The 12,070-nt window shown below is 39.6% G+C and carries 13 protein-coding genes and 1 other annotated feature (1 of these 14 cut by a window edge); of the genes, 11 read left to right on the top strand and 2 right to left on the bottom strand.

Features of this window, described 5'->3' with window-relative positions:
• The first annotated feature begins 255 nt into the window (after positions 1 to 255).
• The 3 genes from ACYSNQ_RS14860 to ACYSNQ_RS14850 all read left to right on the top strand — a co-directional run bounded on the left by ACYSNQ_RS14860 (position 256) and on the right by ACYSNQ_RS14850 (position 4,320).
• On the top strand, positions 256 to 885 hold the full coding sequence (locus ACYSNQ_RS14860) for a histidine phosphatase family protein (RefSeq protein ID WP_426084366.1): 630 nt from the start codon (positions 256 to 258) through the stop codon (positions 883 to 885).
• 33 nt (positions 886 to 918) lie between these two features.
• Entirely contained in the window at positions 919 to 3,522 is a 2,604-nt protein-coding gene (recD2, locus tag ACYSNQ_RS14855) for an SF1B family DNA helicase RecD2 (protein ID WP_426084392.1), read from the top strand.
• Positions 3,523 to 3,855: 333 nt separating this feature from the next.
• Complete coding sequence (locus ACYSNQ_RS14850; RefSeq protein ID WP_426084365.1) at positions 3,856 to 4,320, top strand: HIT family protein; 465 nt, start codon at positions 3,856 to 3,858, stop codon at positions 4,318 to 4,320.
• A gap of 259 nt (positions 4,321 to 4,579) precedes the next feature.
• Here the strand turns inward: ACYSNQ_RS14850 and ACYSNQ_RS14845 are convergent, their stop codons facing one another.
• Positions 4,580 to 5,548 carry a diacylglycerol/lipid kinase family protein gene (locus tag ACYSNQ_RS14845; protein ID WP_426084364.1) on the bottom strand — a complete coding sequence of 323 codons (969 nt, stop codon included), beginning with the start codon at positions 5,546 to 5,548 and terminating at the stop codon, positions 4,580 to 4,582.
• A gap of 107 nt (positions 5,549 to 5,655) precedes the next feature.
• Here ACYSNQ_RS14845 and ACYSNQ_RS14840 point away from each other — a divergent pair, with 107 nt between their 5' ends.
• The 6 genes from ACYSNQ_RS14840 to ACYSNQ_RS14815 all read left to right on the top strand — a co-directional run bounded on the left by ACYSNQ_RS14840 (position 5,656) and on the right by ACYSNQ_RS14815 (position 9,461).
• Complete coding sequence (locus ACYSNQ_RS14840; RefSeq protein ID WP_426084363.1) at positions 5,656 to 6,141, top strand: GNAT family N-acetyltransferase; 486 nt, start codon at positions 5,656 to 5,658, stop codon at positions 6,139 to 6,141.
• Positions 6,142 to 6,152: 11 nt separating this feature from the next.
• A complete protein-coding gene (locus ACYSNQ_RS14835) occupies positions 6,153 to 6,554 on the top strand; it encodes a GNAT family N-acetyltransferase (protein ID WP_426084362.1) in 402 nt (133 codons plus the stop codon).
• A gap of 192 nt (positions 6,555 to 6,746) precedes the next feature.
• On the top strand, positions 6,747 to 6,950 hold the full coding sequence (locus ACYSNQ_RS14830; protein WP_426084361.1) for a PLDc N-terminal domain-containing protein: 204 nt from the start codon (positions 6,747 to 6,749) through the stop codon (positions 6,948 to 6,950).
• A complete protein-coding gene (locus ACYSNQ_RS14825) occupies positions 6,947 to 7,858 on the top strand; it encodes an ABC transporter ATP-binding protein (protein WP_426084360.1) in 912 nt (303 codons plus the stop codon). Before ACYSNQ_RS14830 ends, ACYSNQ_RS14825 begins: the two co-directional genes overlap by 4 nt.
• A complete protein-coding gene (locus ACYSNQ_RS14820) occupies positions 7,855 to 8,628 on the top strand; it encodes an ABC transporter permease (RefSeq protein WP_426084359.1) in 774 nt (257 codons plus the stop codon). Before ACYSNQ_RS14825 ends, ACYSNQ_RS14820 begins: the two co-directional genes overlap by 4 nt.
• A gap of 251 nt (positions 8,629 to 8,879) precedes the next feature.
• Positions 8,880 to 9,461: a helix-turn-helix domain-containing protein gene (locus ACYSNQ_RS14815; protein WP_426084358.1), complete on the top strand. Its 582-nt coding sequence runs from the start codon at positions 8,880 to 8,882 to the stop codon at positions 9,459 to 9,461.
• A gap of 477 nt (positions 9,462 to 9,938) precedes the next feature.
• On the opposite strand, the gene ACYSNQ_RS14810 is transcribed toward ACYSNQ_RS14815, so the two are convergent.
• Positions 9,939 to 10,766 carry a MerR family transcriptional regulator gene (locus tag ACYSNQ_RS14810; RefSeq protein WP_426084357.1) on the bottom strand — a complete coding sequence of 276 codons (828 nt, stop codon included), beginning with the start codon at positions 10,764 to 10,766 and terminating at the stop codon, positions 9,939 to 9,941.
• A 92-nt stretch (positions 10,767 to 10,858) separates the two neighbouring features.
• Between ACYSNQ_RS14810 and ACYSNQ_RS14805 the strand changes: the two genes are divergently transcribed.
• Complete coding sequence (locus ACYSNQ_RS14805; RefSeq protein ID WP_426084356.1) at positions 10,859 to 11,218, top strand: hypothetical protein; 360 nt, start codon at positions 10,859 to 10,861, stop codon at positions 11,216 to 11,218.
• Between the two features lie 33 nt (positions 11,219 to 11,251).
• Complete coding sequence (locus ACYSNQ_RS14800) at positions 11,252 to 11,833, top strand: hypothetical protein (protein WP_426084355.1); 582 nt, start codon at positions 11,252 to 11,254, stop codon at positions 11,831 to 11,833.
• Between the two features lie 75 nt (positions 11,834 to 11,908).
• Positions 11,909 to 12,070, top strand: a binding site (T-box leader); it runs 75 nt beyond the window's last position.

The raw sequence follows: 12,070 nt of genomic DNA, 5'->3' as shown, positions 1-12,070 counted from the left end.
ATACAGCGAGTTTGACGCTATTTAGGAATGGAATCGGCACGATTTTAGCCGAGTCGCTTCCGGCTAGCTGTCTCAATTCATTAGTGTGGTCTCCGGATTTCTGTTTTGCCCTTGACTAAGTATCTATAATCAAGAGAGTTATTTTCATGCTTTTGTCGTGGTGAATGGTCGGGAAACATAGAAATTTTTCATTGAAAATGATAAACTGAAAAGGATTGAAAATCGATAATGTTCATTGATGGAGGTATTTAAGGTATGAAGCTGTACTTTACTAGACATGGAAAAACAGAATGGAATAAAGAATTACGCTTTCAAGGGATGACAGGCGATTCGCCCTTGCTTCCATCAAGTTATGATGAAATAAAAAAATTGGGAGAACAGATTAGAGAGGTGCCTTTTGAAAAGATTTATTCAAGCACTTCCCTGCGTGCTCGTACCACAGCTGAAGGAATCAATGCCGAGCTGATTAAGCCTGTAGAAATAGTGTATACAGACGATTTAAAGGAGCTGGGATTAGGGAAGCTTGAAGGGCAGTCAATTGCCGAAATGCGGAAAATTTATGGTGAACAGCTGGACAACATGAGATATCATCTTGATAAATATGAACCGGAAATCTTTGAAGGAGAGCGGATTGAAGCAGCGATAGAACGTATTTCCAAGGTAGTAAGAGAAGCAGTAAGTAATGGAGAAGGCCCCTATCTGTTTGTGGGGCATGGTGCATCAATGACCGCTAGTGTTCAGCATTTGTCCGGCAAAGAAAAGAAAGAGCTTCGGAGTATGGGCGGGCTGATGAACAACAGTTTGACTATTTTGAAAACTCAGGAACCTGAAAATGGATTTCCCTATGAACTGCTGCTTTGGAACGATGATTCTTTCCTTCAGTAGTAAGAAATCAACGGTAGAAAGGCGGTGAATAGAATGTTGATGCAGGAGGAAGAAGCGAAATTCATAGTCGGAAAAGTTGAGGCAATCTTTTTTCAAAATCCCAGCAATTTTTACAAGGTGATGCTGGTGACGGTAACCGATACGAATACAGATTATTTGGAAAAAGAAATTGTCGTAACCGGCAGCTTTGGAGACATTCAGGAGGAAGAGCCCTATCGTTTTTTTGGTGATTTTGTAGATCATCCCCGCTATGGCCGACAGTTTCAGTCGGAAAGCTACCGGCAGGAACGTCCAACCTCAACAAACGGAGTCATTGCTTATCTTTCAAGTGATAAGTTCCCAGGTATTGGGAAAAAGACTGCTGAGAAAATCGTTGAGCTATTGGGAGATGAGGCTATTGACCGAATCATTGAAAAACCAGAGCTTCTAAAACAGGTTCCGCAGCTAAATGAGAAGAAACGGGCTCAGATACTTGATACGATTCGTCAGAATCATGGTATGGAGCAAGTCATTATTGGCTTGAGCCGCTATGGGTTTGGGAGCCAGCTGTCTTTTACGATATATCAGACATATAAAGAAGAGACGTTAACTATTATTCAGGAAAACCCTTATCAACTAGTTGAAGATATCGAAGGAATCGGCTTCAAGCGGGCAGATACAATAGCTGAGCAGCTGGGGATACGGGCGGATTCTGACCAACGGATTCGAGCTGCTGTTACCCATGAAGTCTTTCAGCATTCTGTACGAACCGGCGACACCTATGTGGAGGCTGAGGAACTGCTGAAGAATACTATCCAAATACTGGAAGCCAGTCGGCCTGTTGAAATTTCGATGGATCAGGCAGCGACACAAATTATTCATCTTGTTGAAGAAGGAAAAATTCAGCAGGAAGGCACAAAGCTGTTTGAAAACAGTCTCTATTTTGCTGAATGGGGGATTGGCAGTTCGATTCAGCGGCTATTGGCAAGAAAAAAAGAAATCTCCTATGACCAAGAGGAAATTGAAAAGACCATCCGAATTGTTGAAAAACAGTTGGGGATTGTCTACGGAGAGTCGCAGCAGAGAGCAATTGAAGCTGCTATAAAATCGCCGCTGTTTATTTTGACTGGAGGACCAGGTACAGGGAAAACAACTGTTATTAATGGGATTGTTTCCTTGTTTGCTGAGTTGAATGGTTTATCTTTGGATATCAAAGATTATACTCAGAATATGTTTCCAATTCATCTGGCAGCACCAACAGGGCGGGCAGCAAAGCGAATGAATGAAACTACGGGACTGAACGCCAGTACCATCCACCGTCTGCTGGGCTTGACAGGAAGAGAAAAGAATCCTTCTACCAGTGCAAAAGAGCTGGAGGGCGGCTTACTGATTGTTGATGAGCTGTCAATGGTTGATACCTGGCTGGCTAATACCTTGTTTAAGGCAATCCCGACTAATATGCAGGTGATTTTGGTAGGGGATAAAGATCAGCTGCCTTCGGTTGGTCCCGGACAGGTACTTCATGATTTACTACAGATTGAAGAACTGCCTAGTGTAGAGCTAACGGAAATTTACCGTCAAGGGGATGGCTCAAGCATTGTGCCTCTAGCTCATGAAATTAGACAGGGACGCCTTCCAGCAGACTTTACTCAAAATCAAAAAGACCGTTCTTTCTTTCCCAGTGATGCCTACCATATTGAAACCTACGTACGGCAAATCGTAACCAAGGCTAAGCTCAAAGGCTTTACGGCTCAGGATATTCAGCTGCTGGCTCCTATGTATCGGGGACCGGCGGGAATTGATGCTTTGAATAAGATGATGCAGGAAATCTTTAATCCCAATGATGGTACAAAGAAGGAAGTAGCCTGGAATGATACGGTTTATCGAATTGGGGATAAGGTGCTTCAGCTGGTGAATACGCCTGAGTTAAATGTCTATAACGGTGATATGGGTGAGGTTGTAGGCATCATTACAGCGAAAGAGTCCGAGGATAAAGTAGACGAGCTGGTTCTGCAGTTTGATGCAACGGAGGTCAGCTATAAGCGGAATGAGTGGAATAAGATTACCTTGTCCTACTGCTGTTCTATTCATAAAGCACAGGGTAGTGAGTTTAAAATGGTTATTTTGCCGATTGTCAAGCAGTACTATCGTATGCTTCAGAGAAATTTGCTCTATACAGCAGTAACAAGAAGTAAGGATTTGCTGATTTTATTAGGAGAAACCAGTGCATTTCAGGAATGTGTCAGCCGGGAATCTGCAAGTCGAAAAACATTATTGAGCAACCGGATTAGTGAAGCTGGTAATATGACAATTTCAACCAGAACTCAGCTTGAAGCATATGAAGAGGGGCGGCTGAAAGACTCGCCTTTTGCTGGAACAGAGCTTCCGGAACTAGTTAATGAAGAGAAAGAAAAAGCACCTGCTGCTCCTGTTATTGAAGAAGCACCATCAGCTTATCAGTCGTCTGCTGTCATAGATAGACAAAAGAATCCGCAAAATACAGCAGCTGAAATGTCATTATTTGAAGTGGATTCAGAAATGGTGGAGCAGCAGATAGAAACAGAAATGGACTGGCTGTTGACACCGCAGAAGGTCACTGAGCAGACTATTGATCCAATGATTGGAATGGACGACCTTAAACCAGAAGATTTTATGTGAAAATTTGACTAACGTGTTGAGCTTTGAGAAAAGAAAGCACATTTGAAAAAGCTTCTTCTTTTTTTGAGTGTGTTAGCTTATCTTCGGGAGGACGGCGTTTACGATTATCTATGCAAACCGCTTTTTTGAGGTCAGCAATACGAATAGCTATTTTATAATAAGAAGATCAGGCGATTAAAAGACAAGAGTGGGAGTTTAAATCCCGCTCTTTTTTTATAAATAAACGGTGAAAGTTGAGACATAGCTACACCTACTTTTGTTATACTTAAAATAGTAAAAAGAAGCTTGTTTTTTTCTGTTGCATTAAGTGAAGATAAATATAAGTAGAGAGGGATGAATATATTGGTAAGTGAATGTCTAATTTGTGAGAAGCATAAGGTAGCTGCTGCTCCTGTTTATCAAAATGATATGCTTTATGTAAGCCATCGTCAGGCGTGGAGAGAAGGAGACGCTGTATATTTAGGCTATTATTTTATAGAACCAAAACGGCATTTTCGCGGGATGTATGATGCAACAGATGAGGAAATGGCGGCACTAGGTATTATGATGAAAAGGCTGGCTCAGGCATTGATTAGCTTGCCTGAAATAGAGCATGTCTATTCGTTTATCATGGGAGAAGGAGTCAATCATTTCCATATCCATCTAGTGGCTCGATACGCAGGAGCACCTAAGGAGTACTTGGGAGCAAAAGTTGATGAGTGGCCAAATGCACCTAAAGGAGATAAAACAGCGATTGCTGTATTTGATGAAAAGGTACGAAGCAATTTGCAGAGATACATTGAAAATGATTTTGCATAAAGAAAGCCGCTAAAAAGAGGAATGAATATGAACCTTGTTATGATGAGTTAATAGAATAAAAAAGCAATGGAAAAGCTGTAAGTATTGTAGCTGCTGTTTGTTCCAAACGCCTATTAGCTGAAATGAAAAGATGAAGTCCTTTGATAAGAAGATGAAGGGCCGTAACGGCTCGATAGAGCTCTGCTTAAAAAACACAAAAAAGGAGCGGGAAGATCCGCTCCAATAAGCTTTATTATAGAAAATGCCTTAGTTGTAATAATTAATCATTTGTAAACCAAAACAACCGTTGATCAAGAGTATAGGTAATATCAAGATTCCGTTGGCCTAATATTTCACCATCTGCATGGACGTATTCGGGAATAGTCGAAACAATTCTAAATTTACTTGATTGATAATGATGAAAATACTTGGATTCCATATGCTTTTTGCGTGTAAGTAAGAAAATCAGCCAAAAGATTTTGAAAATATTAACACGTTCTACTAAAACTAAATCAAGAACTGGTTTTCTAGGGTCAGCTTGCGGAGCGATAGCAACACCGCCGCCAAAATAGGGATGATTCGTGATGGTGCATAAAAATGCCTTGCTAAATTCCACACCTTTGCCATTAATGTCAACTAGAATTGGAAATCCTTTTTGAGTGAATAATACTCTTAAAATAGCAAACAGATAGGATAAAGAACCCATATTGAATTTGTTCAGTGCCTGTTTTGCTTTAGACGTGTTCGCTGCCTGAACAATCGCTGCATCCAGTCCGATGCCAATATTGTTGACTGCGATTCCTTTTTCTTCCTGAACATCATCTTTATAGGCGATTACTTGAATTTTCTGAGGCTCATCCGCCCGCAGAATTTGGGACAGGGCCTTTTCAATTTGACGATCAATTCCTGTACCTCTGGCAAAATCATTTCCAGAACCGCAGGGCAGATAAGCCAGCGGGATTTCCGAGTTGATGTGTGAAAGGGCATTTGCTGCACTATGCAGCGTCCCATCACCACCCATAAGTACGACCAGGGGAAAGAGATCTCCAGCAAAATCGTCGGTCCATGGAATGAGTGTTTCCTCAGCCAGCTGTTGAACAAGTTCCTTCTCGTGTCCGGCGTATTCAGTATAAAATATTGTATGCTGTACATTTAAGAGCTGTAGTTGTTTTTTTAGTTTGGCAGCTGCTTTTTTTCCATTTCCGCTGCCGGCGTGCTCATTAATAATGAGGTATAAGTGCTTATCCATAACAGCCTCCTTCTACAAATCTTTATTATAGCAGACCGGTGGGAGATTGAAAGCAGAAGTTGCTCAGGATATACTTGATTCAGAATAGATAAGAGAGGAAAGTGACTATGATAAGCTTAGAGAAATTTACAGCCTCGGACTTTTCAAAGTACTATCAGCTGGTTTCTGATATTCGGGTAATGGCTCAGATTACTGAGCGTGCAATACCAGAGACTGAAGCAAAAGAAAGATTTGAAAAGCTGTTGAGAAGAAACCAGCAAGTGGATAAATTTGGCTCCTTCAAGATTTATAGTGAACAGACAAATACGTATATTGGCTTAGCTCATATTACACCGGATGAACAGCAGGCAGGCAAAGCTGAAATCGGCTATATGCTGCTTCCAGACTATTGGCGGCAGGGGTATGGGCGTGCAGCAGCGGAAAAATTAGTCGAAATGGCTGTTGCTGCTCAATTAAAAGAAATAACTGCAATCATTGACCCGGAAAATACTGCTTCTAAAAAAATATTGATCCAAAATGGTTTCCACTCAACTTTTAAAGGGGTAATGGATGGATTAGCTACAGAAATACTAACAAAACAACTAATTAGTTAGGAGAAAAGAGAATGGAAATACAGATTCAGTATTATCAAGAAACAAATTGGCCGGACCTGCTTCAGTTGATGATTAATGAAGGACCGGAATGGAACGACTACACAAGTGAAACAAGGCAAGCGGCATACCAAACCGCTGTGAAGGAATCAAAAACATATTTAGCAACAGTTGATGGTAAGACTGTGGGCTTTTGCCGTTGCCGGATAGATGGAATTTTTGGTGTATATATTTGTGATTTATTAGTAGATAAGCAATTCAGAGGGCAAGGAATTGCACAGCGGCTGATGGAGCAGCCTTGTCTGGAATATCCGGAGCAAACAGTGTATGTTATGTCGGATGTGGATGATTTTTACGAAGGAAAAGGCTATCGTAGAGAGGGTTCGATTTTTGAAGTGAGTATTGCTAAACGGTAATAGTTGAGAGAACGGAGCACTTTCAAACCCTAGATTAGATCCCTAATAGTAGTGCTGGATCTGAACTGAACATTTAATTGGTGAGAGACTGCGGCATTTGATTTTAAATTTGTGCAGTCTTATTTGTGTTGCTATTTTATATCATTTGTATTATTATATATAATACAAATGATATAAAAGAAGGTGTAAAAATTGAATGAACTTATAGAGTATCTACCGTATTTAATTCCCTATTTAGCAGTGTCGCTAACCTTGTCGCTTGTTGCACTGGTTCACATTTTAAAACATAAGCGTGTTCGATTTGTGAGCGTCTGGATCTGGTGTCTGATTGTGTTATTCTTTCAGGTCATTGGACCAATCATCTATTTTCTGTTTGGAAGGGAAGAGGAACTATGAATGTATTGGAAGTAAAAGGAATTCAAAAGTCATTTGGGCAAACAAAAGTACTTGAAGACGTTAGCATCACTGTACCGGAGCATGCCATTTATGGCTTCGTTGGAGAAAATGGCGCTGGGAAGACCACTACGATGAATATCATTCTAGGCTTACTTCCTGCGACAAAAGGAGAAATACTTGTTTATGGAAATAAAGTTTCTTACAACGACTCTGCTACAAATAAGGCGATTGGCTACCTGCCTGATGTTCCGGCATTTTATTCTTATTATTCAGCAAAGGAATATTTATTTTTAGTTGGAGAATTGACAGGTATCAGCAAGACTGAATTATCTAATCGAGTAGAGGAGCTGCTCCAGCTAGTGAATTTGCATAGCGGCAATCGCCGAATTGGCCATTTTTCCCGTGGTATGAAGCAGCGATTAGGCTTGGCTCAGGCTTTGCTGAACCGTCCCAGGTTAATTATTTGTGATGAACCGACTTCAGCGTTGGACCCGTTAGGAAGAAAAGAAGTATTGGAGCTGATGTTGTCGCTGAAAAAAGAAACGACTATTTTGTTTTCCAGCCATATTCTGGAAGATGTTGAAAAAATTAGTGACTATGTAGCGATTCTTCACAAGGGAAAAATCCGCTGTTCTGGAAGCATGGATGAAATAAAAAAATCCTACCACACAAAACAGCTGACTATTGCGTTTGCCAAAGAAAACGAAGCGCTGAATTTTATGCATAAATTTTCTAACGACTTCGAAATTAGGCAGCAAGATAACGAACTTACGATTGAGATAAAGGATATTCAGCTGGATGGGCAACAATTTCTTCAGTATCTAACAGCACAGTTGATTCTTCCTAAAACGTTTCAGCAAGTAACACCGTCTTTAGAATCAATATTTATGGAGGTGACAAAAGAATGACTTACTTAATTTTAATTAAAAAAGAAGCTGTGGAGGCCTTTCGAACGTATCGATTTTTTATTATCAGCATTTTATTTCTCTTATTCGGATTGGCGGCGCCAGCTACAGCTAAATTACTACCGGAAATTATTAAAAATCTAGGGACTGGAGAAAGCTTGATGATTCAGGTTCCTACGCCAACTGTTTATGACAGCTGGCTCCAATTTTTCAGTAACCACAGTCAGATGACGTTAATTATTTTTATGATTACCTTTGGCCAATCTTTAGGAAAAGAATTAAGTGATGGTACTATGGTTTTACTGGTAACCAAAGGAATCAATCGAAATACGGCAATGCTGGCGAAGTTTAGCTATCAAGCTGGTTTATGGTTGGCAGGGCTGGCTGGCTCAGCTTTAATTACCTATCTATATAATTTTGTACTGTTCTCAGGAGAAAATCAGCCTGTTGGAACTATACTTTGGTACGTATTTTCACTTTGGTTATTCGGTGTGTTTTTTATTGGTGTCAGCCAGCTGGGTCAGGTTTTGCTTCCAAAGGCATCAGGCGGACTGCTGTTAAGCTTTTTAGCGATAGCAGGTCTTTTGATTTTGAATATTTTCTCAGCAGTTGAGAAGGTGAGTCCGCTCAACTTAATAGGAGTGACTTCCGAAGGTTTGAAAAATGGTATAGATATAAGAAGCAGTCTGCTTCCTTTGCTAATCACACTCGGATTAGTTATTCTTGCGGTGTGCTGTGCCGGCCTGCGCTTTAAAAAAGTGCCTGTGTATTAACAGGTATCTGCAACAGTCTATTAGCAGTTGGTTTTGTGCGGGATATAATGTTTAATCAGTTGTTCAATCAAATAAAATCTTAGTTATTTTTAAACTAAAAGAGTTATCGGAAAGCGACCGATAACTCTTTTGTTTTATTGTAATGGCGGGATGCTTGAATATCGAGCTTGCATATTCTGTGGTTTGCCAGTAAGATTAGCTTGTCATTTATAGGTTAATTTTTTAAAGTTGGATGAAGGAGGAATAATCAGATGTCGCTTGGAGAAAAATTAAAGGAGCAGCGGGAAAACCTTGGCTACACACAACAGGAGGTTGCCGATCAGATCCATGTGTCTCGGCAGACAATTTCAAATTGGGAGGTTGGTAGAAATTTTCCTGATATTCCCACGATTATTTTGCTGAGTGATTATTATGGTATTTCTCTGGATTTATTACTTAAAGGAGATGACCATTTAATGAAAAGAATGAATGAGGATGCAAAAAAACTGGAACAGCTGAAAAAAAGAAAAGTGTTAGACGGTTTCTTGATTAGTGTTGTGCTGCTGCTGTTCCTATTAGGTATCTGGGATAAAATTAATTTTACACCGAATTGGCTGCCGGTTGTTCTAGTTGCTGTGATGTATATTTTAACAGTTGCCCGTTATTTTATTGTGACACCTAAAGATAGCTTAAATAGCGGCTGGCACTCACCAGTTGTTATACCTAAAAGCCTTGGTGTTGGCTGGGCGCTTAATCCTAGAAATCCCATAGGTATGCTGCTATATGTTCTTATTTTTATTGGTTTTATGTGGCTGCTGATTACCGGCTGGAGAGACCGAAGTTTATTTCAATAGGCATAGAAAAACGTTGTTGTGGAAATATTGTGTCTTAAAAAAATTAGACAGATGATATAAAAATGGGAGATACCATTTTTATATCATCTGTTTTTTTTAAGAGTCAGCTTCTGTTTCCAAGGTTCTTGTTTTGTTCTAATCTTTAAAGCATGGAGAATGTCAGCACACCGTTTATTTAGTTTTGTGAGTGGGACATAAGTAAATGCCTGAACTCTTCTTTCTCTAAAATCCAAATAAACGGCGTTCCAGTCTTTGTATGCTTCGAGGATCGCAACATAGTGAGAACCGTAGACGCAAAAGTAGCTCACTACACTTTGTTCCGATAGCATCAACTTCTAAGTGCTAAAAGCACTAAGAGTTGAAGTTCTCGGAAATAAGCCGAACTATCTCAAAAATATGAAAAGCTCCAGGTAGGTATCAATCAACATCTACTCGGTTCCCTCGTAGTGTTTCTTGACAATTTCCGGATAATTCGTCTTATTGCTGTGAAACACAGCGAGGGATGAGCTGATGTTGAACAGTACCTACTTGGTTCTCGGAGCTAAACACTTTTGTCTCGACCTCAATCCAGGCGTGATAATATTCAACATAGCTGGCCGTTTTTGGATCAGCTGCACTCATAAGGTAATAGCCTGCCGTATTCCCAGGTTGATAGCCTTGGCTTATTATATCATTTCTAATGGTCTCGATATTCATTTGCTCTTCTTGTCCTATTTCCAGAAGAAACTCATAATAGTCTACATTTTCAGAGCTTTTTTGCCAGATGTGCGGGATTTCAGCAGCTGGTTCTGTTACTGCATAGCCAAGACTGAGCTGTTTACCGCTTTCATCCAAAAGAAAACCTAAGCGTGCTGGGTTTTTCAGGATAGATTGATGAACCTGATTATCTGTCAAGTCAACCTTATTAATTTGGCTGATAGTCGGGTTAGACAATCTAAGACTACCTGCATCTAGTTCTATGAGATGTGTAATTTGTCTTTTTTTCCTCTGAAGCTGCTCTTGTCTTAATTGCAGCTGAACCATCTGTTTCTTCATTTCATCCTCTGTTTTATCTAATATAGCCAATTTTTCAATAACCGTTTTACTTTCCAAATCCTTGATTTGTTTAACTGGTGTTCCCAGCTTTCTATAGAAATCAATATCGCTAATTAAGATAACATCTTCCAGAGAAAAGAGACGATAATCATTTTCAGGGTGACGGGTGGAATGGATTAATCCCTGATCATCCCAATATCGAATCATAGAGGCAGGCAGTTTCAACATGTCGGCAACTTGACTAACTGTATAAAAATTTCGTTCTTCCATAAAAAAACTCCCTTCAATGGTTGACCTTCAAGGGACTTGAAGGTTTATACTCTCCTTATTCACATGTAAAAGCTGAGGAAAGGGGATTTGAAATGAAAAACATTCAAGAATACATTCAAAAACGACTGAAGCAATCCACAGGAAAGGAGCAGCAGTCTGATTTACTCTTAGGCAGTCATCCTGCCAGTATTCTTCATTTTATCACATGGAAAGAGCTTTTGCTTGACCCTCTAAAACAGCTTAAAGGGGTAAAGGAAATGATTCGCAATCAATCAGTAAAGCTGGTCATTGACGGCAATTTAAGCGATACATTTATTCGTTTATTTATGGAGGCTGCCGTCAAATCCAAACGATTGTTTTCAATTGTTGTTCCTGATGGTTATAAAGGAATGAGGAAGGAACTGGACAACGGTGATAAGCTGGCGGTTTTAATTATAAAACATAAAATTTAACTAAGATGGAAAGAAAAGGAACAGGTGAGGCGAATGCTTCGTAATGATTATGCACAAGAAGTTGATGGAAAGCTGTTGACCGCTTTGAAGCTGTTGACAAAGAGAAAAAATTTTTGGCATATTTCCCAGACTGAGCTGCTAATAAGATCCGGTATTAGCCGTGAACTATTTCAGAAGCTATATGGAAATAAGTATCAATTTTTAGAACAGTTAAATCAGCGGTTTATCCATACGATGATGGTAGAATTTCCAATTGTCGTTGATAAAGAAAGCTCTGATTTGTTTCAAAAAAAATTATCTTTATTTATTAATGCCCCAGAAAAAGTAAAACAATTGAAACAGCTGTTGATTTTTAATGAGGGAGAAAAGCTGCCTAGTTTTCAAGGATTGGACAAGCAACTGATTAAGGGCTTTAACCTGCGTTTAGAACAACGACCAAAAGCGGATAAACATGAAGGACAGGCTGTGCAGGAAACGATGGGAGAATTGATTGCCAACACGCTTATTTATGCTGTGAAAACTGATAATTTACCTATTTTTTTTATTGATTGCTATGTTGGATACATTTTCCAAAGTTTATCAATAGGTGATGAAGTAAACGCTTCTGAAAAATAATTTAAAAAAAAAGATAGAAAAAAGATTTGACAGACTAAAAAAAATTCGATAGAATGCTAATCAACACTTAAATAAAAAAATTCATTGAAGAGAAGAGTATGTTTGGATTATCTTTTTAGAGAGTCTCCGTCTGGTGAAAGGAGATAAGGTAGAAAAGCAGAAGATGGTCTCTGAGAATAAGCTGTTGATAGGTAAGCAGCTGCGGGCGGCACCCGTTATCAATGCAGCAAGTTAAAC

It is taken from the genome of Enterococcus sp. LJL51, from assembly GCF_054871795.1.
The sequence above is the reverse complement of the archived record's forward strand: the minus strand, read 5'-3'. Positions and strand labels throughout refer to the sequence as shown.

Coding starts and splice junctions, on each gene's coding strand:
- ACYSNQ_RS14860 (WP_426084366.1), top strand. CDS start 256: ATGAAGCTGTACTTTACTAGACATGGAAAAACAGAATGGAATAAAGAA.
- ACYSNQ_RS14820 (WP_426084359.1), top strand. CDS start 7,855: ATGACTTACTTAATTTTAATTAAAAAAGAAGCTGTGGAGGCCTTTCGA.
- ACYSNQ_RS14840 (WP_426084363.1), top strand. CDS start 5,656: ATGATAAGCTTAGAGAAATTTACAGCCTCGGACTTTTCAAAGTACTAT.
- ACYSNQ_RS14800 (WP_426084355.1), top strand. CDS start 11,252: ATGCTTCGTAATGATTATGCACAAGAAGTTGATGGAAAGCTGTTGACC.
- ACYSNQ_RS14810 (WP_426084357.1), bottom strand. CDS start 10,766: ATGGAAGAACGAAATTTTTATACAGTTAGTCAAGTTGCCGACATGTTG.
- ACYSNQ_RS14850 (WP_426084365.1), top strand. CDS start 3,856: ATGAATATATTGGTAAGTGAATGTCTAATTTGTGAGAAGCATAAGGTA.
- recD2 (WP_426084392.1), top strand. CDS start 919: ATGTTGATGCAGGAGGAAGAAGCGAAATTCATAGTCGGAAAAGTTGAG.
- ACYSNQ_RS14815 (WP_426084358.1), top strand. CDS start 8,880: ATGTCGCTTGGAGAAAAATTAAAGGAGCAGCGGGAAAACCTTGGCTAC.
- ACYSNQ_RS14805 (WP_426084356.1), top strand. CDS start 10,859: ATGAAAAACATTCAAGAATACATTCAAAAACGACTGAAGCAATCCACA.
- ACYSNQ_RS14845 (WP_426084364.1), bottom strand. CDS start 5,548: ATGGATAAGCACTTATACCTCATTATTAATGAGCACGCCGGCAGCGGA.
- ACYSNQ_RS14835 (WP_426084362.1), top strand. CDS start 6,153: ATGGAAATACAGATTCAGTATTATCAAGAAACAAATTGGCCGGACCTG.
- ACYSNQ_RS14825 (WP_426084360.1), top strand. CDS start 6,947: ATGAATGTATTGGAAGTAAAAGGAATTCAAAAGTCATTTGGGCAAACA.